The organism is Methylorubrum aminovorans (assembly GCF_022179725.1).
Taxonomy (GTDB): Bacteria; Pseudomonadota; Alphaproteobacteria; order Rhizobiales; family Beijerinckiaceae; genus Methylobacterium; species Methylobacterium aminovorans.
On the sequence record NZ_BPRC01000015.1, the window covers coordinates 87141 to 112387 of the forward strand.

Annotated in this window: 21 protein-coding genes; 5 read left to right on the forward strand and 16 right to left on the reverse strand. The window is 69.8% G+C overall.

Features of this window, described 5'->3' with window-relative positions; translation table 11 throughout:
- Positions 1-46: 46 nt before the first annotated feature.
- The 7 genes from tatC to MFF24_RS18880 form a co-directional block, all read right to left on the reverse strand.
- Positions 47-847 carry a twin-arginine translocase subunit TatC gene (gene tatC, locus MFF24_RS18850; protein ID WP_108941192.1) on the reverse strand — a complete coding sequence of 267 codons (801 nt, stop codon included), beginning with the start codon at positions 845-847 and terminating at the stop codon, positions 47-49.
- Positions 844-1305, reverse strand: a complete 462-nt coding sequence (gene tatB / locus MFF24_RS18855; RefSeq protein WP_238226364.1) for a Sec-independent protein translocase protein TatB — start codon at positions 1303-1305, stop codon at positions 844-846. The genes tatC and tatB overlap by 4 nt, the downstream gene beginning before the upstream one ends.
- A 118-nt stretch (positions 1306-1423) precedes the next feature.
- Complete coding sequence (locus tag MFF24_RS18860; protein ID WP_238226366.1) at positions 1424-1738, reverse strand: twin-arginine translocase TatA/TatE family subunit; 315 nt, start codon at positions 1736-1738, stop codon at positions 1424-1426.
- A 265-nt stretch (positions 1739-2003) separates the two neighbouring features.
- The gene (nagZ, locus tag MFF24_RS18865; protein WP_238226369.1) at positions 2004-3017 is read right to left on the reverse strand and encodes a beta-N-acetylhexosaminidase; all 1014 of its coding nucleotides are present in this window, start codon (positions 3015-3017) and stop codon (positions 2004-2006) included.
- Between the two features lie 244 nt (positions 3018-3261).
- A complete protein-coding gene (locus tag MFF24_RS18870; RefSeq protein ID WP_238226371.1) occupies positions 3262-4713 on the reverse strand; it encodes an SPOR domain-containing protein in 1452 nt (483 codons plus the stop codon).
- A gap of 29 nt (positions 4714-4742) precedes the next feature.
- A complete protein-coding gene (argS, locus tag MFF24_RS18875) occupies positions 4743-6512 on the reverse strand; it encodes an arginine--tRNA ligase (protein ID WP_238226374.1) in 1770 nt (589 codons plus the stop codon).
- 91 nt (positions 6513-6603) lie between these two features.
- The gene (locus MFF24_RS18880) at positions 6604-7065 is read right to left on the reverse strand and encodes an acyl-CoA thioesterase (protein WP_238226376.1); all 462 of its coding nucleotides are present in this window, start codon (positions 7063-7065) and stop codon (positions 6604-6606) included.
- A 140-nt stretch (positions 7066-7205) separates the two neighbouring features.
- Between MFF24_RS18880 and MFF24_RS18885 the strand changes: the two genes are divergently transcribed.
- Complete coding sequence (locus tag MFF24_RS18885) at positions 7206-7721, forward strand: hypothetical protein (protein WP_238226378.1); 516 nt, start codon at positions 7206-7208, stop codon at positions 7719-7721.
- A gap of 27 nt (positions 7722-7748) precedes the next feature.
- Here the strand turns inward: MFF24_RS18885 and MFF24_RS18890 are convergent, their stop codons facing one another.
- Positions 7749-9002 carry a deoxyguanosinetriphosphate triphosphohydrolase gene (locus tag MFF24_RS18890; RefSeq protein ID WP_238226380.1) on the reverse strand — a complete coding sequence of 418 codons (1254 nt, stop codon included), beginning with the start codon at positions 9000-9002 and terminating at the stop codon, positions 7749-7751.
- A gap of 127 nt (positions 9003-9129) precedes the next feature.
- Between MFF24_RS18890 and MFF24_RS18895 the strand changes: the two genes are divergently transcribed.
- Positions 9130-9456: a HesB/IscA family protein gene (locus MFF24_RS18895; protein WP_108941183.1), complete on the forward strand. Its 327-nt coding sequence runs from the start codon at positions 9130-9132 to the stop codon at positions 9454-9456.
- A gap of 137 nt (positions 9457-9593) precedes the next feature.
- Entirely contained in the window at positions 9594-11492 is a 1899-nt protein-coding gene (locus MFF24_RS18900; RefSeq protein ID WP_238226382.1) for an aq_1923 C-terminal domain, read from the forward strand.
- Between the two features lie 51 nt (positions 11493-11543).
- On the opposite strand, the gene MFF24_RS18905 is transcribed toward MFF24_RS18900, so the two are convergent.
- The 3 genes from MFF24_RS18905 to MFF24_RS18915 all read right to left on the reverse strand — a co-directional run bounded on the left by MFF24_RS18905 (position 11544) and on the right by MFF24_RS18915 (position 14438).
- Positions 11544-12980, reverse strand: coding sequence for a septal ring lytic transglycosylase RlpA family protein (locus tag MFF24_RS18905; RefSeq protein ID WP_238226385.1), 1437 nt, complete (start codon positions 12978-12980; stop codon positions 11544-11546).
- A 440-nt stretch (positions 12981-13420) separates the two neighbouring features.
- Positions 13421-13777, reverse strand: coding sequence for a ribbon-helix-helix domain-containing protein (locus MFF24_RS18910; protein WP_238226387.1), 357 nt, complete (start codon positions 13775-13777; stop codon positions 13421-13423).
- A complete protein-coding gene (locus MFF24_RS18915) occupies positions 13761-14438 on the reverse strand; it encodes a division plane positioning ATPase MipZ (RefSeq protein ID WP_238226389.1) in 678 nt (225 codons plus the stop codon). Before MFF24_RS18915 ends, MFF24_RS18910 begins: the two co-directional genes overlap by 17 nt.
- 359 nt (positions 14439-14797) lie before the next feature.
- Here MFF24_RS18915 and MFF24_RS18920 point away from each other — a divergent pair, with 359 nt between their 5' ends.
- Entirely contained in the window at positions 14798-15367 is a 570-nt protein-coding gene (locus MFF24_RS18920) for a hypothetical protein (protein ID WP_238226391.1), read from the forward strand.
- A 19-nt stretch (positions 15368-15386) separates the two neighbouring features.
- Here MFF24_RS18920 and MFF24_RS18925 read toward each other — a convergent pair whose 3' ends face one another.
- The 5 genes from MFF24_RS18925 to MFF24_RS18945 form a co-directional block, all read right to left on the reverse strand.
- On the reverse strand, positions 15387-16712 hold the full coding sequence (locus MFF24_RS18925; protein ID WP_238226393.1) for a COG3904 family protein: 1326 nt from the start codon (positions 16710-16712) through the stop codon (positions 15387-15389).
- Positions 16713-16933: 221 nt separating this feature from the next.
- Positions 16934-17692 (reverse strand): precorrin-6A synthase (deacetylating), encoded by a 759-nt coding sequence (cobF, locus tag MFF24_RS18930; RefSeq protein ID WP_238226395.1) that lies wholly within the window; start codon positions 17690-17692, stop codon positions 16934-16936.
- A gap of 531 nt (positions 17693-18223) precedes the next feature.
- The gene (locus MFF24_RS18935) at positions 18224-19024 is read right to left on the reverse strand and encodes an invasion associated locus B family protein (RefSeq protein WP_108941177.1); all 801 of its coding nucleotides are present in this window, start codon (positions 19022-19024) and stop codon (positions 18224-18226) included.
- A 318-nt stretch (positions 19025-19342) separates the two neighbouring features.
- On the reverse strand, positions 19343-20248 hold the full coding sequence (locus tag MFF24_RS18940; RefSeq protein ID WP_108941176.1) for a response regulator transcription factor: 906 nt from the start codon (positions 20246-20248) through the stop codon (positions 19343-19345).
- Positions 20241-23492: an ATP-binding protein gene (locus tag MFF24_RS18945; RefSeq protein ID WP_238226414.1), complete on the reverse strand. Its 3252-nt coding sequence runs from the start codon at positions 23490-23492 to the stop codon at positions 20241-20243. Before MFF24_RS18945 ends, MFF24_RS18940 begins: the two co-directional genes overlap by 8 nt.
- 444 nt (positions 23493-23936) lie before the next feature.
- Between MFF24_RS18945 and urtA the strand changes: the two genes are divergently transcribed.
- A complete protein-coding gene (gene urtA / locus MFF24_RS18950; protein ID WP_238226397.1) occupies positions 23937-25205 on the forward strand; it encodes an urea ABC transporter substrate-binding protein in 1269 nt (422 codons plus the stop codon).
- Positions 25206-25247 lie beyond the last annotated feature (42 nt).

Below are 25247 nucleotides of genomic sequence, written 5' to 3' on the forward strand. Positions count from 1 at the left end.
GACCCACGGTGATCGACCGGACGCCGGATCAGGCTTCCGATCGCCCTCAATCCTCGATCCCTGCCGCCCGGCGCCGGGCGGCGCGGATCTTCTCCATGCGGGCGACCGAGAACACGGAAGCCTCGTAGAGAAGCAGCATCGGAATCGCGAGCGAGAGCTGTGAGATCACGTCTGGCGGCGTCAGGATCGCCGCGGCGACGAAGACGAGCACGATGGCGTAGCGCCGCTTTTCCCGCAGGAAGGCCGCATCGATCACGCCGATCTGGCCCAGAAGCGTCAGGATCACCGGCATCTGGAACGCGAGCCCGAAGGCGAAGATCAGCGTCATGATCAGCGAGAGGTACTCGTCGACCTTCGGCAACAGCCGGATCGTCGCCTCGCCGGGCTGCCCGATCTGCTGCAGCGAGACCGAGAACTGGATCAGCAGCGGCATCGCCAGGAAGTAGACGACCAGCGCGCCGAGCAGGAAGAAAACCGGCGTGGCGACGAGATAGGGCAGGAAGGCCTGCCGCTCGTTGCGATAGAGGCCCGGCGCGACGAAGGCGTAGACCTGCGTGGCGATGACCGGAAAGGCGAGGAAGCCCGCGCCGAACACGCTGAGCTTGATGTTGGTGAAGACCTGTTCGAGGAAGTGGGTCGCGATTAGCTCGGCGTTTTGCGGCCCTACGATCGAGACGTAGGGGTGCACGAGCACGTTGTAGATTTGTTTCGAGAAGAAGAAGCAGCCGAAGAACATCACGATGAACGCGAGCAGCGACTTGATCAGTCGCGACCGCAGTTCGATCAGGTGCTCCAGAAGGGGTGCCCGCGAGGCCTCGATCTCGGCCTCATCGCGCTCGTCGCTCATGGAGTCGGGCCTGTCTCGGTCTTGGTGCCGGGGGTGGCGGGAGATGCCTCGGCGGCGGAAGACGCCGAAGCGCCGTGCATCTGCGCCGCTTGCTGTTCGGGCGTCGGCCGCGGCACGTCGAAGCTGCCGGTATCCTTCGCCCCGGCGTCCTTCGAGCCGGCGCCGGGACGGCTCTCGACCGCGCTGCGGATCTCGTTGCGGATGGTGTCCACGGGATTGAAGCTCGGGCGGGCGGCATCGACGGTGCGCTTGACGCCTTCGACGTCGCGGCGGACCTCTTCCAGCTCCGCTTCGCGGATCGCTTCGTTGAACTGCGACTGGAACTCGCCGGCCATGCGCCGGACCTTGGTGGTGATCTGGCCAAGGGTCCGCAGGGCCTTCGGCAGATCCTTGGGTCCGATGACGATCAGGGCGACGCCGCCGATCAGCATCACCTCGCCCCAGCTCATGTCCAGCATTGCGTCGTCCGTCCCGCGGGGCCGCGCCTGATGTGGACGGGCGCGCGGCCCGCGCTATCCTGCCCGGAGCCGATCTTCAACCGTGCCCGACCACCGTCCAGCCCTTGCGCGCTGTCGTTCAGACGGCCTTGTGGTCGCCCGCCGGCACGTGCGGCTGCACCTGGGGCTGAACGACTTGGGGCTGAACATGCGTCTGCTGCGGGGCGGTGCCCGGCGCACCCTGGTGCGGAAGCGTGCGGACCGGATCGTTCGGACCCACCGGCGGGACGGCCGTCGTCGTGCTCGGCTGGGTCTCGTCGTCGGCCATGCCCTTCTTGAAGGCCTTGATGCCCTTGGCGACGTCGCCCATCAGCTCCGACACCTTGCCGCGGCCGAACAGCAGCATGACGACGACCGCAACGATGACCCAGTGCCAGACACTCATGCTGCCCATGGCAACCTCCTGCACCGCACGAACTCCGGCGGCGCCTCCACGTGAATTGGGGCGAACCTAGGGATCGAGTGGCGCGAACACAAGCAGCGCAGGGCGCACGCGCGGGCAAAGGCCGCGCAGACCTTGCCCTACTTTGTCGCATTCTGCCTGGTGACCGGGCGGGCCGCCGGACCATCGGGCACGAAGAACCCCCGTGGAGCGAAAGCCGAGGCTGCTGAAGCAACTGCCGCCGTTTGAGGCTAGAAAAGAAGCGGCGTAACCGCTGTTACGCGACCGCGAAGGCCGCCTCGAAGCGAGCGCGGGCCTCAGCGACGTCGAAGGCGTCTGGCGGCGCGAGGCAAGCGAGCGCGGCTTCGGCGCGGCGGGCGCCCTCCCCCATCAGGTCGGGGGTGGCTTCAGCCACCGCCCGCATCTCGTCCATGCGTCCATTGCAATGGAGAACCACGTCGATGCCGGCGCGGTAGGCCGCCTCGGCGCGCTCACGGAACGGGCCTTGGAGCGCGTGCATCGACAGGTCGTCGGTCATCAGCAGGCCGTCGAAGCCGATCTCGCCGCGCACGACCTCGCGGATCACGCGCTCCGACAGGGTCGCCGGCCGCTCCGGGTCGAGGGCTGTGAAGACCACGTGTGCGCTCATGGCCAGCGGCAGGTCGGCGAGTGCCCGGAACGGCCGGAAGTCGCTCGCGCCCAGGCTCGTCCGGTCGGCCCCGACCACGGGCAGGTCGAGATGGCTGTCGCAGGTCGCCCGGCCGTGACCGGGGATGTGCTTGATGACCGGCAGCACGCCGCCCGCCATCAATCCCTCGGCCACCGCGCGGCCGAGTTCGATCACCCGCTCCGGCGTGTCGCCGTAGGCCCGGTCGCCGATGATGTTGTCCGAGCCCGCCACGGGCACGTCGAGCATCGGCGCGCAATCGACGTTGATGCCGACTTGCGCCAGATCGTGGGCCATCAGCCGGGCGCCGAGCCGGGCGATGTCCGCGGCCTTCTCCCCGAAGGCATTGAAGCGTCCGCCGGCCGGGTATTTCGGCCAGTGCGGCGGACCCATGCGCTGCACCCGACCGCCCTCCTGATCGATCAGGATCGGCGCATCCGCCCGGCCGAGCGTGTCGCGCAGCGAGGCCGTCAGCGCACGCACCGCGTCGGGCGTGCCGATGTTGCGCTTGAACAGGATGAAGCCCCACGGCCGCAGATCGCGGAAGAAGGCCGTTTCCTCAGGTGTCAGCACCGTGCCGGAACAGCCGAGGATGACGGCGCGAGGCGGGGAGGCTGAGGTCATGGGACCGGCATTCCACGGATGGGCAGGACGGAAGAGGCTGACGTGCAGCCGTCACAAGGGCAGAGCACGGATTCGATCCCATTCACGCCCTCATCCTGAGGTGCCGCGAAGCGGCCTCGAAGGATCCTCCAGATCCCGCGTGATGGCTGGAGGATCCTTCGAGGCCCGCTGACGCGGGCACCTCAGGATGAGGGATCGAATGGGACGGTCGAAGTCGAGCCGGCTGATGCGGCGGGCTCCCGCCTCAGTTCTTGGCGACGAAGCACTGGCCGCCCGCGCCCTGGAGCGCGCTGCACAGGCTTGCGGCCTCGGTCTTGGCCAGCGGCCCGACGCGGACGCGGAACAGGGTCTTGCCGTTGACCTCGGCCTGCCGGATCAGCTCGGGCTTGCCGGCGAGCTGGCTGTACTTGCCCTGCATCTCACGGAAGGCGGCTCGCGCCTCGCTCTCGCTGCCGCGCACGCCGAGCTGCACGGAGTAGCCGCTGACCGGCGCCGTGAGCGAGGCGGAGGCGGGTGCCGGCTCGGTGGTGCTGGCGGTGGTCTCGGGCGAGACGGAGGCGAGGCGCTGCGGGGCCTTCGGACGCGCGGCCGGCGCGGCGGGTGCCTCCGGCAGCGCCTCGGCGACGGGCGCCGCCGGAGCCGGAGCCGGATTCGAGGCCAGGGTGCGCGAGGGCAGCGCGGCGGGCTTCCGGGGCTCCGCCGCCGGCGTGGTGCCGCCGGAGGGATCGGGCATCGTCATGGTCGGGATCGGCGAGGCTGACGCCTGGGCTTGAGCCTGCTCGGTCTGATGCACCGGCATATCCGGTTTGACCGAGACGGTGCGCACCCGGCGCGGCTCCCCGAACAACTGGTCGGAGGGCGTGCTGCCCTGGCCGGGGGTCGCCCCGCCCTGCCCCAGCTCCGCACCTTCGCTGCGCGCAGCGGCGGTGCGGGCGGCTTGATTGACGTCGAGGGGCTGCTCCTCGCGGTTCACGATCTTGATCTGACCGTCCTTGGCATTGCGGTCGTAGATCTGCTTGTTCTGGTCGGGAATCTCGACGCCGTCGGTGGCCGTCGGCTGCACCTTCAGCGGCGTCTTGTCGGCGAGCACGGTGATCGGGCCGCTGCTGCCGCCGATGCCGTGGGTACCGCGCCAGGCCAGGGCGCCGCCGACGCAGACGGCCACCACCGCGAGGCCGGCCCCGACCTGAACGAGGCGGTTGCGGGCGCGCGGACGCTCTGCCCGGCCCGTGCGATAGCCCTCATCGGACTGGGCAAAGGCGGCCGGATCGGCCGGACCCTCGGCGTACATGCCCTGCTCGACGGAGGCGAGATACTGGTCGAAGGCGTCCGCCGGGCTCTGGGATGGGTGCTGGGACGAGCCCTGCAGCGGAGCCTGGATCTGCCCGTGTGCCGGGCCGTGCGCATCCACGAAGGTCGGCTCGACCCGCGCCGGACGGCCCGTTTCGGCTGCGCGTGGCGCCGGAGCGGAGTGTGCCGGCTGGGCCGGCGCGTCCTGGGCCGTGTTCTTCTCCCGCGCCTCCAGCAGGGCGCGGAAGGGATCGTCCTGCCCGACGATGCGGGCCAGTTCGGCGAGCGGGTCGCCCTTGGGGGCTCCCTGCGGCGCCTTCGCCCGGATCGCCTCCTGCGACGTCTGACGCAGCTCACGCTCGAAGGCGTCGAAATCGACCGTCGCGCGCGAAGCGTGTCCCGTCATGGCCTCATCCTCTCAACAGCCGTCCTCGGTCACCGCATCTCGTCGGGTGCGGAGACGCCCAAAACCGCGAGGCCGGAGGCAAGAACGCCGCCCAAGGCCTCCACGAGGGCCAAGCGGGCCCGACTGGACTTTCTGTCGGTTGGATTAACAATCCGTAATTGCGGCAAGTCTTTGCCCTTATTCCAGAAACTATGAAGCGAACTGGCCGTTTCATAGAGGTAGAACGCGATTCGGTGAGGTTCGTGCGCCGACGCCGCTGATTCGAGCACCCGCGGATACTGAGCAATAAGCCGCATCATCTCGATCTCTCCGGGATCGGTGAGCAGCGCGAGGTCCGCGTCGGCGAGAAGCGCCTCGCGCGAAAAATCCTCGCCGGGCAGTGCCTCGCGGGCCTGACGCAGCACCGAGAAGCGGCGGGCGTGGCCGTACTGCACGTAGAAGACCGGGTTGTCCTTCGACTGCTCCACGACCTTGGCGAGGTCGAAATCCAGCGTCGCGTCGTTCTTGCGGTAGAGCATCATGAAGCGGATCGCGTCGCGCCCGACCTCGTCGATGACGTCGCGCAGGGTCACGAATTCGCCGGCCCGCTTCGACATCTTCACCGGCTCGCCTGCGCGCAAAAGCCGCACGAGCTGGCACAGCTTGACGTCGAGCCGAGCCTCGCCGTCGCTGACCGCCTTCACTGCCGCCTGCATGCGCTTGACGTAGCCGCCATGGTCGGCCCCGAGCACGTCGATGAGCTCGTTGGCGCCGCGCAGCCACTTGTCGCGGTGATAGGCGATGTCCGAGGCGAAGTAGGTGTAGGAGCCGTCGGACTTCAGCAGCGGCCGGTCCACGTCGTCGCCGAACTGGGTCGAGCGGAACAGGGTCTGCTCCCGGTCCTCCCAATCCTCGGGCAACTGCCCCTTGGGCGGCGGCAGGCGCCCCTCGTAGACGAGGCCTTTTTCGCGCAGCGCCTCGAGCAGTTCCGCGACCCGGTTGCTCCCCTGGTCGCCGTTTCCGCCCTGGAGCGTGGCTTCGGAAAAGAACACGTCGTGGCGGATGCCGATCGCCGCAAGATCCGCTCGGATCGTGTCCATCATCGCGTCGATGGCGAAGCGGCGTACCAGCGGCAGCCACTCGTGCTCGGGCCGGTCGAGCAGCGCCCGGCCGTGCGTCTGCGCCAGCTTCTCGCCCACCGGCTTGAGGTAGTCGCCCGGATAGAGCCCCTCGGGGATCGTGATCGTTTCGCCGAGCGCCTCGCGGTAGCGCAGGAAGGCCGAGCGGGCGAGCACATCGACCTGCGCACCGGCATCGTTGATGTAGTACTCGCGCGTCACCGGCCGGCCGGCGGCGGCGAGCAGGTTGGCGAGCGCGTCGCCGAACACCGCACCGCGCCCGTGGCCGACATGCATCGGCCCGGTCGGGTTGGCCGAGACGTACTCGATGTTGACCGGGCCGCCCGGCATGTGTCCGCGCCCGAAATCCTCGCCCTCGCGGAGCGCAGCCCGGATCACCTCGTGAAATACCTCCGGCGCGAGCCGCAGGTTGATGAAGCCTGGCCCCGCCACGCTCGCCTCGACGATGCGCGGATCGCTGCGCAGCGCCTCGGCCAGCGCCTCGCCGAGCGCCTTCGGGTTCTGCTTCGCCTCCTTGGCCAGCACCAGGGCGGCGTTGGTGGCGAGATCGCCGTGCGACGGGTCGCGCGGCGGCTCGACCACCACGCGCGACAGGTCGAGCCCCTCGGGCAGCCCGCCGGAGCGGGTAAGCGATTCGAGCGCCTCGCGCACGCGCGTCTCGAAGAGGGCGAAGATGTTCATGGGGCTCAGGTGTTCGTCGTTTCAGCGTGCCGGCCGGCTCGCGCGTCGGGCGGCCGGCGTCGGGGCGGCATAGCAATGGCGGGCGGGAGTGTCACGGCACCGGAGGAGTGTCGGCCGCGAGTTCCGTCAGCACCGCCCGCAGCCGCTCCGGCAGCGGCGCCGGCCGGCGGGTCTCTCGATCGACGTAGACATGGACGAAATGCCCCTGCGCGGCCGCCTCCCCGTCATCATCGCGAAAGATCGCGATCTCGTAGCGCACGCTGGTGCGGCCGAGATGGGCCACCCGCACGCCGGCGGTGATGCGGTCGGGGAAGGCGACGGACGCGAAGTAGCGGCAGCCGGTCTCCACCACGAGGCCGATGACCGGCGAGCGGGCGATGTCGAGGGCGCCCGCCTCCACCAGGATCCCGTTCACCGCCGTGTCGAAGAAGGCGTAGTAGACGACGTTGTTGACGTGCCCGTAGACGTCGTTGTCGCCCCAACGCGTCGTCAGCGGCACGAGCCGGGGATAGGCGGCGCGGGTCTCGCGCGGGGCTCGGTGTTCGGCGCTCAATCGATCCTCCGCAAACGGTCGTCCGGTCCCAATCCCTCGTCGCCGCGGGGACAACGCTTCCTCTCGGTAGAATGCAGCGTTGCACGCAGCGCGCGAATGGCGGCGTTGTCGAGGGTGAGATCCCCTATGGAGGCCACCCGATGAAGTGCTTCGCCCTCGCCGCCACGGCTCTTTCCGCCCTCGCCGCCACGGCTCTTTCCGCCCTCGTCCTCGCTCTCGCAACGGCCGAGGCCCGCGATTTCGGCGGTCATGGCGGCTATGTCGGCGGCGGCCGTTCCCATGGCGTCTACGGCCATCACGGCTACGGCGCACGCTTCGGTCATGCCGGCCGAGTCGGCGGCTATCGCGGCGGGTTCGCCGGATACCGTCACGGTTTCGCGCATCGCGGCTTCGGCGATCGGGGCGGTTACGGATACCGTGGCTACGCCGCGCGCGGCTTCTACGGCCGCGGATACGGCTACGGCCGAGGTGTCGGGGTCGGCCTCGCGGGGGCCGGGATCGGTCTGGGCCTGGGTCTCGCCGGGGGCGCGCTGACGGGCAGCTACGGCGGCTACGCGGCGCCGGCCTACGGCTACAGCTATGGCTACGCGCCCGTCACCACCGGCTACGCCCCGCTCTACAACACAGGCTACGGCTTGAACTGCGTCTGCGACTGACGGGCATTCGACGCCGCCGACGGGGCCTCACGGCTCCGTCAGCGGCAGCCCTCGGCTCGGCGGGCTCCAGTGCAGGTTGGGCGTCACCGGGAACAGCCTGCCGTGTTCGAGCACCGCATAGGTGTCGGTCATGCCGGCAATGTAGTCGGCGATGCGCCGGGCGATGCGGGCCTCGCTGGCATTCTCCAGGCCCTCCGACCATTCCGCCGGCATCCGCGCGGGATCGGTGCGGAAGGCCGAGAAGAGGTCGCCGACGATGGTCGCGGCCTTGGCGCGCACCGCCATCACCTCGAAATGGCGGTACATCCGCGCAAAAAGGAAGCGCTTGATGTCGGCATCCGCCGTCGCGATGGCGGGCGAGAAGGCGATCACCGGCTCGGAGGCTGCGCGGATGTCGCCGACGCTGCCCGGCGCCAGCCTGGCGAGGCGCGCCTCGCTTTCGCGGATCACGTCCTCCACGAAGCGGGTGATGACGCGCCGCGCCAGTTCGTGGATTTTTCGCGACGGCTCCAGGCCGGGATGCAGGGCGTCGATCTCGTCGAGCAGCCCTTTGAGGAACGGCACCGTGGCGAGGTCGGCGAGGTCGAACAGCCCGGCCCGCAGGCCGTCGTCGAGGTCGTGGGCGTCGTAGGCGATGTCGTCGGCGAGCGCGGCGGCCTGCGCCTCCGGACCGGCGAAGCGCGACAATTCGAGGTCGTTGCCGGCGTTGTACTCCAGCACCGCCGCCGGGATGCCGCTCTCGGCGTAGCGCCGGACTGGTGCGCCCGATGCGTCGAGGAGCGGGCCGTTGTGCTTGACCAGGCCCTCCAGCGTCTCCCAGGTCAGGTTGAGCCCATCGAAGCCGGCATAGCGCCGCTCCAGCCGAGTGACGATGCGCAGCGCCTGGGCGTTGTGGTCGAAGCCGCCGTAAGCGGCCATGCAGGCGTGCAGCGCGTCCTCGCCGGTATGGCCGAAGCAGGTGTGGCCGAGGTCGTGGCTGAGCGCCAACGCCTCGGCGAGATCCTCGTCGAGGCCGAGCGCGCGGGCCAGCGCCCGGGCGATCTGGCTCACTTCCAGGCTGTGGGTGAGCCGAGTGCGGTAATGGTCGCCCTCGTGATGCACGAAGACCTGGGTCTTGTGCTTGAGCCGCCGGAAGGCGGTGGAGTGGATGATCCGGTCACGGTCGCGCTGGAAGTCGCTGCGGGTCGGCGAGAACGCCTCGGGGATCAGGCGCCCGCGGGTCGCCGCCGGATCGGTGGCGTAGGGCGCCCGCCAGCGCTCGCCGTTCTGCCGCACCTGCACAGTCGATCCCCTTTCTCGCCGCGTTGCGGCCGGCCCTCGCGCCTCATATCTTGTGTGGTGCGACGCCCGCGGCAATCGCGGGCGCTCGCCCTTCATGACACCGGTTTACGAACGGGGCCGTACCACGATGGCCGACATCATCCTCACTGCCCGCGCCGCCAAGCGCATCAACGAGATCATGGGCTCCGAGCCCCCCGGCTCGTCGCTGCGCATCAGCGTCAACGGCGGCGGCTGCTCGGGCTTCTCCTACGCCTTCGACATCACCCGCGCCCGTGAGGGCGACGACATCGTGATCGAGCGCGATGGCGCCACCGTGCTCGTCGATCCGGTCTCGCTCGAATATATGGGCGGCGCGACCATCGATTTCGTGAACGACCTGATCGGCCAGTCCTTCAAGATCGAGAACCCGCTGGCAACGGCGTCCTGCGGCTGCGGCACCTCCTTCGCGATCTGAGGCGGCGTGATCGAATACGGGAGGCGAAGCGTCCGCCGCGTGGCGCGGCCGCAATTGCCAGGCCTGTGGAAAACCGGCAGGGATGGACGCCTCACGGTCCATCCCGCTCTCCCGCCAGCCTGCGATCCAACCCAGCCATGACGTCATCGACGCGCCGTCCCGTCCTCATGCGGGCACTGCTCGCCTCGGCCTGCGCGGTGGCGCTGCTGACAGGGCCCGTGCCATCGGCGCCGGCCATCGCGCAGGAAGCGGCCTCCGCCGTCCAGGATCTCGTCCTCGACAACGTGAGCCTCGCCTTCGGCGACACGCTCGTCACCGCTCCAAAGGTGACGGTGAGCGGCACGCGCCTGTCGCGTGACGACCTGCTCGCGATCCTCAAGGCCGATGCCAAGGACGGCAAAGATCCCAAAGAGTCCTGGCCCGCCCGGCTCCAGCGCCTCGATGCCGGCAGCCTCACCATGCCGGAACTGCGGGTCGAGCGTCGGGACGGCGAGAAACGGCAGGTGGTGACCTATCGCGAGGTAACGGCGCGGACGATTCGCGCCGGGCGCATCAGTGAGTTGACCGCGGCCGGCGCGACGCTCTCCGTCGAGGGCGCGCCGCAGTCGGGCAGCGGCAGCTACGGCCGGATCCGTGCCGAGGAGGTCGATCTCACCGCGCTGGCGCGCCTGTACAGCGAGGCCGGAAACGCGGGCAGCCCGTTCCAGCGCCTTTACGCGGCTCTGTCCGTCGAGAGCATCGCCTTCATCGATGAGCGCGGCACCACGGTGTCGATCGCCCGCCTGACCGGCCGCGACCTCGCCGGACGCCAGACGCCGGCGACCTGGCGCGGCGCCGTCGAGGCCCTGGGCGACGGCGGCCTCGCCGAGGACGACCGGGCCAAGCGCGCCCGCGCCGCCGGCCTGCTCGCGGATCTCGCCGAATCGGTCTCCGTCGGCAGCCTGGAGGCGACGGGCCTGACGGTGAAGGAGGTGAAGGGCGAGGACCCGCTCTCCTTCAGCATCGGCCGCATGAGCTACGCAGGCGGAACCGAGGCCGGGATCACGCTGGCCGAGATCGGCTTCGGCGCCAAGGAGGCGCAGGGCAAGGTCGGGCGCCTCACGCTCACCGGCTTCTCCCTCGAACCGACCATCGCCGCCCTGCGCCGCCTCTCCCAGGTGCCGCCCGCTGCCGACAAGACCCTGCCGAAGGGTGCCGCCCCAGCGCCGGACCTGCAGGAGGCGGAACTGCGCCGCCTGACGCCGGTCATCGGTACGCTGACCCTGTCCGATCTCGGGCTCGATCTCGCCCAGGCGGGCACGGTGCCTGGACCCGTCGTTTCGGGCGATCCGCTCAAGGCACCGAAGCTGATTGCGCTCCCGCCGCTCCGGATCGGCCTGCGCGGCGCCAGCATGAGCTTCGGGCCGCCGAAGGACGGCGTGCCGACGCAAACCCGCTTCAGCCTGACCGGCCTCACCCTGCCGGCCTCCGCCGTCGAGGGCGTGCCCGGCCTCGGCTCCCTCGGCCTCTACGGCTATCGCGACCTCGACCTCGATGCCACAGCCGACACCGCATGGAATGAGGACAGCCGGGAGCTGAGCTTCAAGGAGCTGTCGCTCTCCGGCAAGGATATGGGCCGCCTCCACCTCAACGCCACGCTCGGCGGCATCGGCCCCGAAGTGTTCGATCCGGATGCCGCGGTGTCGGGCTTCGCCATGCTCTCGGCCACCGCCAAGGCGCTCGACCTGACGCTGGAGAATGGCGGCCTGTTCGAGCGTTTCATCGACGCCCAGGCCAAAGTGCTGAGCCTCAAACCCGACGAGCTGCGGAAGGAATACGTCACGGCCAGCGTGATCGGCGTGCCGGTGATCCTCGGCAACTCGGCCGCCGCCAAGGCGATCGGCGCGGCGATGGGCAAGTTCGTCGCCAAGCCCGGCACCCTCTCGATCAGCGCCAAGGCGAAGAACGGCGAGGGCCTCGGCATGGTCGATGTCAGCACCGCCCCGACCCCGGCGGCAGTGCTCGACAAGCTCGAAGTGAACGCCAAGGCCGAGTAGTCGTTTCGGGTCGGCGCACCGCATCGGCACGCCGCCCGAAGCGGGGCGGCGTCAGTTCGCTGCCGCCACCTGCGAGCGCTTCAGCTTGGCGCCGGACGGGCCGGGGGCTTGAGCGACGGCCGTCTTGGTTGCTGCCTTGGCGGCAGGGTGTGCGAGTTTGGCGCCTGGCGCCGGGGCGGCGCCAGCGAGCTTGGCGATCGCCTGCTTCGAGGGGGCGGGCATCACCGCGAGGCGCGGAGCGGGCTCCGCGGCGGTGGCCCGTCCGGCGGACTTGATCGCGCCCTTGGGAGCGCTGTTGGCCGCTACCTGCTGGACCGGCGCCGCCTTCATCGCGGCCGGCTTGATCGGCACCGCTTGCGCCGTGCGGACGGGAGCGGAGAGGCCCTTGGCCGGCGTGGCGGCTACACGCGTAGGCGTGACCGGGTTGGGCGCTTCCTTGAACCGGCCGTGCATCGGCGAGGCGGAGCGGCCGGCCTCGGCCACCATGGTGCGCGGCTCGGTCGGCTTGGCGGGCGCGGAGGGGGCGGCGGCGACCGCCACCGGGCCTGGGCGGAAGGGCGCGGCGCGGGCGGCGGTCGGCTGAACGGCGGCCGGGACGGCGACGGCGGCGCTCGCCAGCACGACCGGCGCCGGCCGGCTCGGACGCGTGGCAGGGCTCGCGGTCTCCGTGGCATCGTCGTCGCGTTCGCCCGCCGGGCGGAAGGCGAGCGCGCGGGAGGTGCGTTCGAGCCGCTCGGGCGCGGGATCGGGCTCGGAGGGGCCGAGATCGGCCATCATGACCGGTGCCCGTCCGATCGCGGCGGGCCGGCCGTCCGTGCGCAGGGTCGCGAGCAGCTTGCGGTCGTCGCTGCCTGCGACAGAGGCCTTTCCGGCATACTCGACGCGTACCCGCGCCGTGCCCCGACGGTGGAAGTCGAGGGCGCGGGCGGCCTCCTCGGACACGTCCATTAGGCGGCCGGCATGGTAGGGCCCGCGGTCGTTGACGCGCAGGATCATCGAGTTGCCGTTGTCGAGGTTGGTCACCCGGACATAGCTCGGCAGCGGCAGCGTCGGGTGCGCGGCGGCGATCGAATGGCGGTCGAAGATCTCGCCGTTGGCGGTGACGCGGCCGTGGAAGGCGCTGCCGTACCAGGAGGCGAGGCCTTCGCGCACATAGCCGCGGGCATCCTCGCGGGGCACGTAGGTCTTGCCCGCCACGACGTAGGGCTTGCCCGAGAATCGGCGTCCGCCGCCCTTCGGGATCACGTCGCCCTCGTTGTAGAGGCGGCGACTCGCCTTCACGCCGTATTTCGGATCGATCTCGCTGCCCGACGAGGTGGCCGCGCCCGCGAGCTTGGCCGGATTGTTGGCGCAGTTGGCGGTGGTCAGCGCGACCGCGCAGACCGCCAGCAATTGCAGGGCCGGCCGAAGGACCGGCCGCGCACTTCGCGCCGGATCCTCCGGGGTCTTCCCGCCCCGTGCCCAATCCCGTGGCATGACATGGGTCATGTCGCCCGCCCGCTCCCCGCCTACGCCACAGGCTCCCGCGAGACCGCGGAAAGCTGGGCCTCAGGGGATCACGCCTCACTCCGGCCGGAAGACGTCCGGCCGTCCCCAGAGGATCGTCCAGACGCGGTAAAGGAAGGCTGAACGGCGCGCCGACCCAGCGCAAAAGCGGATACGTCGCGCGAGCAAAGCCCCGCAAGCGGTTCTGAGATTGGGGAAAAGACCACTGTGTTTTCCGGTGGACCGGCCCGCCTCACTCGGCAGACGCGGCGCACAAGCCTCGACCCGAGAAGCGGCAATGCGGGCGGGCAACCCTCGGTGCCTCGTGCCTCCCCCAATCGGGGCGGGCCGGCGTGGTGCGGATGTCTCCGCACCCCATTTGTGCATCGTGCCGTGAAGGCGGCGTAAAGCGTGCCTTGCACGAGGCCCAATCTGAGCGCGACTCAGCGCGGGTTCTCGCCCAGCACCTGCTCGATCGAGCGGGCGCCGCGCTGCTTGAACAGCAGATCGAGCGCTTCGAGCATCAGGGCGTGCATCTTGGTGCGCTCGGCGTAAGCCAGATCCCGCAACTGGTCGTAGACGGGGGGTTCCAGATAGACCGACATCTGCTTGGCGCGCTCCTTCAGCGTCCCGGCGCGGGCCGGGGACGGGTCCGAGGACGCGAGGTCGAGGCGGACGACCTCCGCCCCCGTCGGCGCGTTGGCCTTCGCAGCCGATCGGGTGCCGGCCTTTCGCGGCCCGCCGGCCGGGCCGGCGGAAGCGACGATCGAGGCGAGGTCGAGCTTAGGCGGCCTTGACATGCTTTCTCACGTCCTTGCCCGTTGCCCTGGCCGGCCGCTGCACCGCCGCCTGCATGCGGCGCTCGATCCAGCTCCACAGCCGGCGGATCTCGCCCGCCGCCTGACCCTTCGGGTTGAACTCGGTGACGCCCTGGCCGACGCCGATGGCGTCCTGATGATCGTTGCGCGCCACGATGTTGACGTCGGGCAGGATGCCGAGCACCGCGAGCCCGTCGGCGGCGTCGCGGATGCGGTAGGAGCGCGGCGGGGTCTGGTTCAGGACGAAGGCGAACTTCTTCTCCAGGCGGTAGACGGCGGCGAGCGTCGGCTTGAAAGCGCGCAGGTCGGCGGGGGTCGGCCGGCAGGGAATGATGCAGAGATCCGCTGCGCGGATCGCCGAGAGCGTGCCGTTGGAATCGACGCCGGGGGTATCGATGAACACGTAGTCGTAGGAGGATTCGGCGAGCCGCTCCATCACGAGGTCCATCTGCGTGGCGTCGATCTGCGCCACCTCGGGGCCGTCGGCGGTGCGGTGGTCGAGCCAGTCGGTGATCGTGGCCTGCCGGTCCATTTCCAGGATGCAGACGGCGTGTCCGGCTTCCTGCGCCGCGACCGCGAGCGAGATGCACAGGGTGCTCTTGCCGCTGCCTCCCTTCTGCGTGACGAACGTGATCGCTTTCATGCCGGCCACCCCACCGTTTTCGGTTTTTTGCAGGCTGTCCGGTCCTGTGATGCCGGGATGCCCAGATCCCGGATTTCGCCGATCATGGTTAACCGGCCGTTAAAGGATGGGCGCCCGCGATCTGCGCGCTTTGTTCACCTGAAGTTGGTTTAATCTTTTAATGCTACCTCAGCTCTTTACGCGTCGGGCCTAGGGCGATTAACATACCTTAAGGGCGATGCGGCGCAGAAAATCACCTGAGGTTGCCTTTGTGATCCGACTTCGCTGCAAGCGCCGCCCTGGTCGAGTGAAGCCGCGGCTCGCTGTCGAGCCGCCGGTTGCGGCCGTTCGTGCCTGGAGACGTCGTGCCGAGTTCCGAGATGCCGGCTTTCGAACCTGACCTTCCTTCCGCTTTCGCGAGTTCCGCCTGCCTGGGGGCCTGGGCCCACGATCCGGGTTCCGACCGGCTTGCCCTATCGCCGATCCTGGCGCGGCTGCTGGCGGTGCCCGACGATGCTGCGGCGGGAGCGCCGCTGACGCTGGCGCTGGCGGCGGTGGAGGCCGAGGACGCCGTCCGCCTGGAGAGCGTGCTACGGGCGGCGGGAGAGGATGGCCGACCCTTCGAGGCGGAGTTCCGCACGCGCCCAGGGCCCGGCGGTGCGCGCTGGCTGCGCCTGATGGGGCGATGCCGCCGCGATCCCGATACGGGCGCGCGCACGACGCAGGGGCTCGCCTTCGATTTGACGGAGGAGCGGCGCCCCGTAGGCTCGGAGGGGGACCAAGCCCAGCGGCAGGCCAACCGTCTCGCCGACCATGCGGCCGCAATGAAGGGACTGGTCGCAGGCCTGCGCAATCCGCCGCTGGCCCGCCTCGTCGACGAGGTGGCCGTCGAGATCGGTCACGAACTCGCCCGCCGCCTTCGCGGCACCGGAGAACGGCAGATGCATTGAGGCTGCAGGCCTCAAGCGATCATTGCGGCAGCGCGGAGGCTTCCAGCGCCGGGCGATCACGGGCCGGCGCTGCAGGGAACAGGAGCGGGCGCAGGGCCTGGGCCGCCTCGGGCACAGGCCGGGCCAGGGCGACCGCGAAGGCTTTTCGCAGGGCCGTGCAGCCGCGTCTCCGGATCGGTCCCGCCGACGTCGCTTGGACCTCAACGGACCCGACCCGATCCTCTCCGCGCGCGTCCCCAGGAGCCTCCGTCTCATCGGCAGCCCGCAATCCGAGCGCGCGCGACAGGATCATCCGGCCGGTGGCGAGCTGCGTTCGGTCGAGCCGCAGCCGGGCCAACACGGCTCCCGCCCCGTCCCTGGCCGCCGCGCAGACGCGTGTCCTGCCCGGGTGCGAGCGTTGCATCGCCCGAACGATCATCCGGCCGAGTTCGACCAGCGTCTCCGGATCGGCCTCGCCGAGGCTTCGCGCCAGGGCATGGGCGGCCATGCGGCGGACGCCGTCCACCGCCTCCCCTTCCGGGCGGCCCCTGTGGTAGCCGTCAAGATACCACGCAGCGATTGGCGCGATCGTCCCGGGTGCGCCCGCCTCCACCGCGTCGAGCAGCGGCACGTCGTACAGCACCACGGCTCGGGCCCGGTCCGGGTCGGCGCTGTCGTCCAGACTGGAATCGGGGAAGCGGTCGGCATCAACGATGCCTGTGGCGACACCGGCCTCCACCAGGATGTCGGTGCCGGGAATCATCAGATCGTCCGGGCGGACTTCGAGCGCGGCATCGACGAACTCGGCCCGAACGCCTGCGGCGAGATAGGCGGCGCGCTCGGGGGCACTGTCGACCGCGATCTCGACGCCGACCGGGTCGGTCTCGTAGGGGGCATGGAAGCCGAGCCGCGCATCCGCCCGGACGAGACGCTCGCGTCCGCGCACGAACGCCAGGGTGCAGGCGGAGACGCAGTAATCCGGCACGTAGGTGACGAGGCCGTGCGCCGCGATCAGCGCGCCGATGGCCGCGCCCTCATCGACCAAGCCGCCCTCGCTGGTGAGATGGATGCGCTCGATCCCGCGATGGGTGTCGAGGAGCCGGGCGAGACGTTCGGCGGCCCCTTCGGTCAATTCGCCCGACAGGCGCACGTCGCGCCCCTTTGGCCCGAGTCGGATGCGGGTCGGCCGCTCCTCCGGCGCGGGTGCCTGGGGAGCGGCGTGGGTGACGCGTGCAACGTCGGCCGGATCGAGGGCTCCGCGCGGACCCGCCTGTCCCGAAAACAGGACCCCCACCAGCAGCGCGGCGGCCAGCCCGATCGAAGCGCAAGCCACACCGCGCACGGCCCGCCGCGAGCCAGCCGCCATATCTCGCCCCCAAAGGATGGTCGGAACTTCGTTCGACCCTCGAAGTGTCCCTCGCGGGAGCGGCGAAGCAAGGCCCCTGCCAGGGACAAAATGCGGGCGGAGATGCTCTTGCCAGCGTGCGGAGACGCGACGGAAGAAAACGGCCTGAGACAGGCTCGTCGTGGGAGGCGCTCCCTCGCCCTGACACCATGCCGCAGTGCGAAAGCGACCCGGTCGCGGGCTCAGGCCGCCGGTCTCAGCAGCAGATAGATGTCCATGATCCAGCCGTGGCGGGCGCGAGCCTCCGCGCGCACCCGGCGGATGTCGTCCGCCACGTCGCCGAGCCGGCCGGCGACGAGCAGTTCGTCCGGCGTGCCGAGATAGGCGCCCCAGTGGATCGTCAGATCCGGGTCGAGCCCCTCGAAGCGCGGGTCGCCGTCGAGCATCACCACGGTGGCGCCGGGCACGTCGCCCAAACCGTCGCGCAGCCGGCGGCCGGTGGTGATCTGCACCGGCTCGCCGATCCGGTGGAGCGGGACGCGGTGGGCGGCGGCGAGCGCCTGCACGGAGGTGATGCCGGGAACGACGTCGTGGGTGAAGCCGACACGCCCGCGGGCGAGCACGCGCTCCAAGATGCGCAGGGTGCTGTCGTAGAGGGAGGGGTCGCCCCAGACGAGGAAGGCGCCGCGCTCGTCCTCGCGCAGATGCTCGACGATCAGCCCTTCGTAGAGGGCCGCGCGGGCAGCGTGCCAATCGTCCACCGCCACGCCGTAATCCGCGGGCCGGCGGTCGCGCTCGGGGTCGGACGCCTCGATGAAGCGGTAGGGCCGGCCCTCGATGTAGCGGTCGCAGATCTGCCGGCGCAGGGTGAGGAGCCCGGCCTTGGCCTCCCCCTTGTCGAGGGCGAAGACGGCGTCGGTCGCCTGCAGCGCGCGGATGCCCTGAATCGTCAGGTGCTCCGGATTGCCGGTTCCGATGCCGATGACGTGGATGTGTCGCAAGGTTCACGCTTCCGGCTGGGGTCGGTCCCGGCGACATCCCCGCAGAATCCCGCGGAGGAAGAGAGGGAAGCGGCTTCTTAACGGATCCGGGTCATAAGGGGAGCGTCCGGATCGAACGAGCGTCAGCCGACCAGCGCCGTCAGGCAGGTGCCGAAAAGGGTGACGAAGGTCATCGTCGCCATGAACTTGATGTCTTCGATGCGCTGGCTCATCGCCTGAACTCCGTCGCGGCTCCTTCGTGGCCGCCTCGATCCGTTAAATAACCCCTAACCTTGTGCAGGGGGATTGCGCGGTGCGTTTCGTCACCGTTGCTCACGCAATCCCACCGACAAGCGGACGAAACATCCTTAACGACAACTTGGCCGTTGACTGTTGCCGCCCGGATGATCTCGGACATGCTGAACGCGGAGAGCCGTCCATGGTTGCAGGCCCCAACGGCCTGACCTCCGCAGACATAATGCGCAAAAATGAAGAGCCCCGCCGTGGCGACCACGGCGGGGCTCTTTTCTGAAGACGGTTCGCGCGGACGGCTTACTTCGGCGCGGCGTTGGCGGCCGGAGCGGCGGGAGCCGGGGCGGCGCCGGCCGAGCCCTGCTGCTCCAGCTTCTTGCGCATCTCTTCGCTGCGCTTCTCCATCTCGGACTGGAGCTTCTTCTGCTGCTCCTCCAGCACCTTCGGGTCGATGGCCGGGCCGTCGAAGGCCTTGCCGAAGCCGGCGAGCGGCACCGCGAACACCACCTCGCGCTGGGTCTGGTTCTGGACCCGGACATTGAGGGTGGTGCCCTTCTTGAAGCCGTTCAGCAGCTCGTTCGAGACGCCGCCGGCCTCGGCGAAACAGCCGTTCGGGAAGCAGACCGCGAACTTGCCGCCCGTCACTTCCTTACCGTCGACGTCGAAGCGCATGCCGGGGGCCAGCATCAGGCCGAGCGGCAGCAGGAAGCGGACGACCTTCACCTCCTGCTTCGTAGCGGCGTTCTTCATGTCGTAGAGCGCGACCGCGAGCACCGGCTGGCCGGAATCCGACACGAAGTCGCGGGTGGTGTAGCAGACATCGGTGCCGGAGCCCTGATCCTTGCCGCAGACCTTGGTCCAATCGGCCTGGCTCGGCTCGGACTTCACGTTGATGAGCTGCGGGCCGGCGCCTTGCGCCTGCTGCTGGGCGGGGGCCGCAGGCTGGGCCTGCGCGGGAGCCGGGGTCGGGGCGGCCGGCTTCTTCGCCTGGGCGAAGGCGGTCCCGCCCAGGCCGGCGCCCAGCCCCGCCATGGCGAGGAACGCGGCCACGCGCAGCGGGCGCGCGGAAGGCTTGGCCATGGAAGACTTGGCAAGGAACATCGGCGTTATGACCCCTTCAACGGATGGCGCGTAAATCTCTGACGCAGTGCTCACTCGGGCCGCCGCAGCCCCGCGGGATGGCAGGCCCGGCCGGTCGGTCCGAGGCGCGGCCTTCCTGGCGCGGTGCGCCGGATCACCGTGCGCTGCCTCGGGCGCAGCACGATTGCAGAACGATCCCTGCCCGAACGAGACGGCGGCCTGCTTCCCCGTGGAATGCGGCGAAGGCATGACGCCTGCGCCGTACACCCCTGCATGCGATGCCTCAAGTCGTTTGCTCAATTCGCTGAACGATGATCGCCCGACGAGCGACGAGAGCGTTCAATCCAAATCGCGCAGGTGCCGCGCCGCGACCGCCGAGGCCGCGGTGCGGTTCTCGACGCCGAGCTTGGCGTAGATGCCCTCCAGGTGCTTCGTCACCGTGCGAGGACTGAGACCCAAGATCTCGCCGATGTCGCGGCTCGACTTGCCGCGGGAGAGCCAGAGCAGCACCTCCGCCTCGCGGCCGGTGATCGGCAGGTGCTCGCGCAGGCGCTCCAGGCCGGCGGCCGTGGGATCGCCCGACAGCCGCAGCAGAATTTCAGGGCCGGTGCGGCCGATGAAGCTGAGCGCATGGGCGCGTCCCTCCGCATCGGTGAGGGCCAACGGCGCGGTGGTGCTGCCGGCGAGGCATTTGCGCAGCCAGTCGCGCCCGCTCGGCGGCAGGCTCAACGGTTCGGGCTCGCCGAGCACGGCCAGCACCCGCGCGGCCTGCGGCGTGCACCACAGGACCGAGCCGGCGGCGTCCACGGCGAACAGCGTGCGCCCTGCGGTGTCGAGCGCGGCCCGCGCGCTCTGGGCCGAGCGGGCATTGGCCAGATGCACGCGGATGCGCGCGAGGATCTCGTCGGGGGCGATCGGCTTGGTGACGTAGTCGATCCCGCCCGCTTCCAGCCCCTTCACGATGTGCTCGGTCTCGGACAGGCCGGTCATGAAGATGACGGGGACGTGGGCGAGCCGGCCCTTGGCCTTGAGGCGGCGGCAGGTCTCGAACCCGTCCATGCCCGGCATCACCGCATCGAGCAGGATGATGTCGGGGGTGATTTCCTCGACGAGGTCGAGGGCGAGGTCGCCGCCCACCGCCACCAGCACGGTGGCGCCCGAGCGCTCGATCGCCTCCGTGAGGAAGCTGAGGGTGTCGGGGGAATCATCGACGACGAGGACGATGTCGCGCTGCGCCTCAGGCATCGCGGGCCAGCCCCTCCAGCACGCCGACGTAGCGGCGCATGTCGTAGGCGGCTACCAGTCCCCGCATCCGCGCGACGAAGGCGGCCGGCACGGCCGCATCGCTCTCCAGTTCGGTGAGCTTGGCCTCGATACCGCGCACGTGGCCGATGCGGCCGAGTCGCAGCAAGGCGGCGATGTGCTCCGCCGGCACCATCGCGCCGCTCGCGGCCGCTCCGTTCGGGGCGTCTCCCGCCGGGTTCTCGCCCGCCGGTGCGTCGGCAGCATGGCCGGGCGGTACGATCGGGTGGGCTTCCGGGCCGGGCAGCGGACGGGCGGTGCCGAGAAGCCCCGTGATCCTCTCCAAAAGATCCTGCATGTCGAACGGCTTGGCAATGATGTCGTCGTGCGGCGCGTCCGCCCCGCGGATCGGGCTGATCTCGTGGACGTTGGCCGACATCATCGCGATCCGGGCGGTGAAGCCGGTCTCACGCAACGTCCGCGCCACCTCCCAGCCGGTCATGCCCGGCATGGCGATGTCGAGCAGGACCAGCGCCGGCTCGCATTCCCGCGCCAGGGCAAGGCAGGCGGGGCCGTCCGGCGCCTCGGCCACCGTAAAGCCGAGGGGTTCCAGGATCTCGCGCATCAGGGCGCGGTGCGCCGGGTCGTCGTCGGCGATGAGGATGGTGCGGCCGGGCTCGGCCAAGGCGGGCCGGGTCACCGCCGCCGGGGCCGGCATCGCCGCGGGCGCCGGTCGGTTCACCGAGGCCAGCATCAGCCGCACCCGGAAGCAGGTGCCCTCCCCGACCCGGCTCTCGACGGTGATCTCGCCGCCCATCACCTGCGCCAAGAGACCCGCGATGGTGAGCCCGAGTCCGGTGCCCGGCGCGGCGCGGGCAGCGGGCATCGAGCCGCGCTCGAACGGCTCGAAGATCCGGCCGAGATCGGCCTCCGGGATGCCGAGCCCGGTGTCGCGGATCGTGAAGACCGCGACCTGGCCGCGATAGGTCATCTCCAGCGCGACCTCGCCCTGGGCCGTGAACTTGATGGCATTGGAGAGGAGGTTGAGCAGGATCTGGCGCAGGCGCTTCTCGTCCGTCGCCACCACAGCCGGCAGGATCTCGGGCCTCGTGAAGCGGAAGCTGAGGCCCGCGCCCTCCGCCTGCAGGCGCACCATGTCGACGATCTGGGTCAGGAAGTCGGCGAGCCGGATCTCGTTGCGGTGGGTCTGGAGCCGCCCGGCCTCCATGCGCGAGATGTCGAGCAACCCGTCGATCAGGCCGGAGAGATGCTGCGCGCTGCGGCGGATCACCCGGATGCCGTTGCGGCGCGGCTCCGGAATGCCGGGATCGCCCTCCAGCAACTGCGCGTAGCCGAGCACGGCGTTGAGCGGCGTGCGCAGCTCGTGGCTGATGCCGACGACGTAGCGGCTCTTGGCGAGATTGGCGGCCTCCGCCGTCTCCTTGGCCTGCTGCAGCTTGGCGTCGGTGACCTTGTGGGCGGCGATCTCGGCCTCGTAGAGGGCGGTCTGGCGGGCTGTCTCCTCTTGCGCCACCCGGCGGCTCTCCTGCGCCAGCACGAACAGCCACGCCACCACGCCGAGGATGACGATCAGGATGAAGAACAGGCTGGTGAGCGCGGCCTGCAGCGTCTCCGCGTGCTCCGGATGCCCGGCGGCGGCGCCGGCATGGACGATGGCCAGGATCAGCCCGATCACCGTGACGAGCGTCAGCATCAGGGCGAGGTAGCGGCCGAGCGGCGCGCCGATCCAGGCGGCGGTGCGGGCGGGCAGGACGCGGGCAAGGGTCTCGCGCGCTTGGTTCTCCAGGCGCCCGTGCGGCTTGCACAGGTCGCCGCAGCGGGCATCGAGCGAGCAGCAGAGCGAGCAGATCGGCCCGGAATAGGCCGGGCAATGGGCCATGTCCTCGGCCTCGAACGGGTGCTCGCAGACCCGGCAGGTGATCTCCGGCCGGACCCAGGCCGTCTGCGGTTCACGGGCAAGATAGCGCCTGCCCCCGGTCGCCCAAGCGATGGCGGGGGCCGCGGCAAAGGCGGTGGCGAGCGCCAGCATCGGCGCGAAGGGCTGGAGCGCTGGCCCGCACAGGCCGGCATGGATCAGGCCGCCGGCGACGAGCGAGAGCACCATCGCCCCGGTGCCGACCGGGTTGATCGCGTAGAGATGCGCCCGCTTGAACTCGATGCCCGGCGGCGAGAGGCCGAGCGGCTTGTTGACGGCCAGGTCCGCCGCCAGCGCCCCGACCCAGGCCGAGACCACGCAGGCATAGAGCGGCAGGGTGCTCTCGATGGTCTTGTCGATGCCGAGTTCCATCAGCAGCAGCGCGATGGCGACGTTGAACACCAGCCAGACCACCCGCCCCGGATGGCTGTGGGTGAGGCGCGAGAAGAAGTTCGACCACGCGATCGAGCCGGCATAGGCGTTGGTCACGTTGATCTTGAGCTGCGAGATCACCACGAACAGGCCGGTCAGCGCCAGCGCGACGCCGGGCGAGGCCGAGACGTAGCCGAAGGCGACGGCGTACATCTGCGTCGGCTCGGCGGCGCGCTCCGGCGAGACGCCGTGGCCGAGCGCCAGCACCGTGAGGAAGGCGCCGAGCAGGATCTTCAGCATCCCCGGCACGATCCAGCCGGCGCCGGCCGAGAGCACCCCGGTCCACCAGCGCCAGTCGCCCTTGCCGCCGGAGGTCTCTTGCGGCGGCGGCATGAAGCGCAGGAAGTCGACCTGCTCGCCGACCTGGGCCAGCAGCGCCAGCAGGATGCCGGAGGCGAGCCCGAACAGGCGCAGGTCGAAGCCCGCGCCCGCGGCCTCCAGGCCGGGATAGCCGGTGAAGGCCTCGAACGGCACCGGGCCCGAGAGCCAGATGCAGACGAGCGGCAGCAGGTTGAGGCCGATCCAGAGCGGCTGGGTCCAGAGCTGGAAGCGGCTGATCAGGCGGATGCCGTAGACGACGAGCGGGATCACCGCCCCCGCACTGACGATGTAGCCGATCCAGAGCGGCAGGCCGAAGCAGAGCTGCAGCGCCAGCGCCATGATCGCCGCCTCGATGGCGAAGAACAGGAAGGTGAAGCCGGCATAGATCAGCGAGGTGATCGTCGAGCCGAGATAGCCGAAGCCCGCCCCGCGGGTGAGGAGATCGATATCGACCCCGTAGCGCGCGGCGTAGATCGTGATCGGCGCGGCGGTGGCGAAGATGATGAGCCCGACGACGAGCACGGCGGCGAACGTGTTGGTGAAGCCGGTCGCCAGCACCAGCGTGCCGCCGATCGCCTCCAGCGCCAGGAACGACAGCGAGCCGAGCGCCGTCTGCGCGATGCGGAAGGGGGACCAGCGCCGCGCCTTCTTGGCGGTGAAACGCAGGGCGTAGTCTTCCATCGTCTCGTCGGCGACGAGGCGGTTGTAGTCGCGGCGGATCGGGATGATGGACCGGGCGCTCAGGGGGCCGTCCTCACGATGAGCGGATCACCGGCTCGCAACGGATAGGCCGGCCCTGTCTCTCGGTGCGCGGCACGAGACATCCCTAAACGTCGATGCTCACGGAATCGAGAGCGTCACGCTACGGCCCGGGCTGCCCGGCGGACATACGCAAAACAGCGTATGGGTGCGCCGCATCATCAAGCCTAGCCTCAAGCCCTGTTCGAGCACGGCCGCCGACCGGCAGAGCCGCGCCGACGCCAGATCAGGGGTTCAGGCACGATGGCGGACGATAAGGGCAAGGATCGCGAGAGGGGCCTGGAATCGGCCCTGCGGCGCAAGCTTCTCATGGGGCTGGCGGGCCTTCCCGCCCTGGCGATGATGCCGCGAGGGGCGTTCGCCGCCGCTCCGACCTCCGCCGTCAACACGACCGGGCTCGCGGTGACCGACACGGAGGTCACGGTCGGCATCCTGCACTCGGCCACCGGTACCATGGCGATCTCCGAGACCGGCTCGATCCAGGCCGAGAAGCTCGCCATCGCCCAGATCAACGAGATGGGCGGCGTGCTCGGCCGCAAGATCAAGGTGATCCAGGAGGACGGCGCCTCCGACTGGCCGACGTTTGCCGAGAAGGCCAAGAAGCTCCTCGTCAACGATCACTGCGCCGCGGTGATGGGCTGCTGGACCTCGGCCTCGCGCAAGGCGGCGCTGCCGGTGTTCGAGCAGTATAACGGTCTCCTGTACTATCCGACCTTCTACGAGGGCCTGGAGCAGTCGAAGAACGTCATCTATACCGGCCAGGAGGCGACGCAGCAGATCCTCGCCTCGCTCGATTGGGTGGCCAAGGAGAAGGGCGCCAAGTCGTTCTTCATGGTCGGCTCGGATTACATCTGGCCGCGCACCTCGAACAAGATCGCCCGCAAGCACATCGAGAACGTGCTCAAGGGCACGGTCTCGGGTGAGGAATACTTCCCGCTCGGCCACACCCAGTTCAACTCGGTCATCAACAAGATCAAGCTCAAGAAACCCGATGTGATCTTCGCCGACGTGGTCGGCGGCTCGAACGTCGCCTTCTACAAGCAGCTCAAGGCGGCCGGCATCGACCTCAACAAGCAGACCCTGCTGACGATCTCGGTCACCGAGGACGAGATCGACGGTATCGGCGGCGACAACATCGCCGGCGCCTATTCCTGCATGAAGTACTTCCAATCGCTGAAGAACCCGAACAACGAGAAGTTCGTCGCCGCCTTCAAGAAGATGTGGGGCGACAAGACCGTCATCGGCGACGTGACCCAGGCCGCCTATCTCGGGCCGTTCCTGTGGAAGATGGCGGTGGAGAAGGCCGGTTCCTTCGATGTCGACAAGGTCGCCGCGGCGTCCGCCGAGATCGAGTTCAAGGAGGCGCCCGAAGGCTACGTGAAGATCCACCCGAACCATCACCTCTGGTCGAAGACCCGCGTCGCCAAGGCCCTGCCGACCGGTCAGTTCGAGGTGGTCTACGAGAGCCCCGAGCTGATCGAGCCGAACCCCTTCCCGAAGGGCTACCAGTAGTCGCGGACGCTCCGGTCCCCTCCCCTGGCGGGAGGGGACGAC

What these genes read in the sequence shown, in the direction of transcription:
- MFF24_RS18910 (WP_238226387.1), bottom strand. Translation starts at nt 13,777, where the DNA reads ATGTCAAGGCCGCCTAAGCTCGACCTCGCCTCGATCGTCGCTTCCGCC.
- MFF24_RS18935 (WP_108941177.1), bottom strand. Translation starts at nt 19,024, where the DNA reads ATGTTCCTTGCCAAGTCTTCCATGGCCAAGCCTTCCGCGCGCCCGCTG.
- MFF24_RS18885 (WP_238226378.1), top strand. Translation starts at nt 7,206, where the DNA reads ATGAAGTGCTTCGCCCTCGCCGCCACGGCTCTTTCCGCCCTCGCCGCC.
- MFF24_RS18925 (WP_238226393.1), bottom strand. Translation starts at nt 16,712, where the DNA reads ATGGCGGCTGGCTCGCGGCGGGCCGTGCGCGGTGTGGCTTGCGCTTCG.
- MFF24_RS18940 (WP_108941176.1), bottom strand. Translation starts at nt 20,248, where the DNA reads ATGCCTGAGGCGCAGCGCGACATCGTCCTCGTCGTCGATGATTCCCCC.
- MFF24_RS18915 (WP_238226389.1), bottom strand. Translation starts at nt 14,438, where the DNA reads ATGAAAGCGATCACGTTCGTCACGCAGAAGGGAGGCAGCGGCAAGAGC.
- MFF24_RS18860 (WP_238226366.1), bottom strand. Translation starts at nt 1,738, where the DNA reads ATGGGCAGCATGAGTGTCTGGCACTGGGTCATCGTTGCGGTCGTCGTC.
- MFF24_RS18870 (WP_238226371.1), bottom strand. Translation starts at nt 4,713, where the DNA reads ATGACGGGACACGCTTCGCGCGCGACGGTCGATTTCGACGCCTTCGAG.
- nagZ (WP_238226369.1), bottom strand. Translation starts at nt 3,017, where the DNA reads ATGACCTCAGCCTCCCCGCCTCGCGCCGTCATCCTCGGCTGTTCCGGC.
- MFF24_RS18920 (WP_238226391.1), top strand. Translation starts at nt 14,798, where the DNA reads ATGCCGGCTTTCGAACCTGACCTTCCTTCCGCTTTCGCGAGTTCCGCC.
- MFF24_RS18905 (WP_238226385.1), bottom strand. Translation starts at nt 12,980, where the DNA reads ATGACCCATGTCATGCCACGGGATTGGGCACGGGGCGGGAAGACCCCG.
- tatB (WP_238226364.1), bottom strand. Translation starts at nt 1,305, where the DNA reads ATGCTGGACATGAGCTGGGGCGAGGTGATGCTGATCGGCGGCGTCGCC.
- MFF24_RS18900 (WP_238226382.1), top strand. Translation starts at nt 9,594, where the DNA reads ATGACGTCATCGACGCGCCGTCCCGTCCTCATGCGGGCACTGCTCGCC.
- MFF24_RS18895 (WP_108941183.1), top strand. Translation starts at nt 9,130, where the DNA reads ATGGCCGACATCATCCTCACTGCCCGCGCCGCCAAGCGCATCAACGAG.
- urtA (WP_238226397.1), top strand. Translation starts at nt 23,937, where the DNA reads ATGGCGGACGATAAGGGCAAGGATCGCGAGAGGGGCCTGGAATCGGCC.
- tatC (WP_108941192.1), bottom strand. Translation starts at nt 847, where the DNA reads ATGAGCGACGAGCGCGATGAGGCCGAGATCGAGGCCTCGCGGGCACCC.
- argS (WP_238226374.1), bottom strand. Translation starts at nt 6,512, where the DNA reads ATGAACATCTTCGCCCTCTTCGAGACGCGCGTGCGCGAGGCGCTCGAA.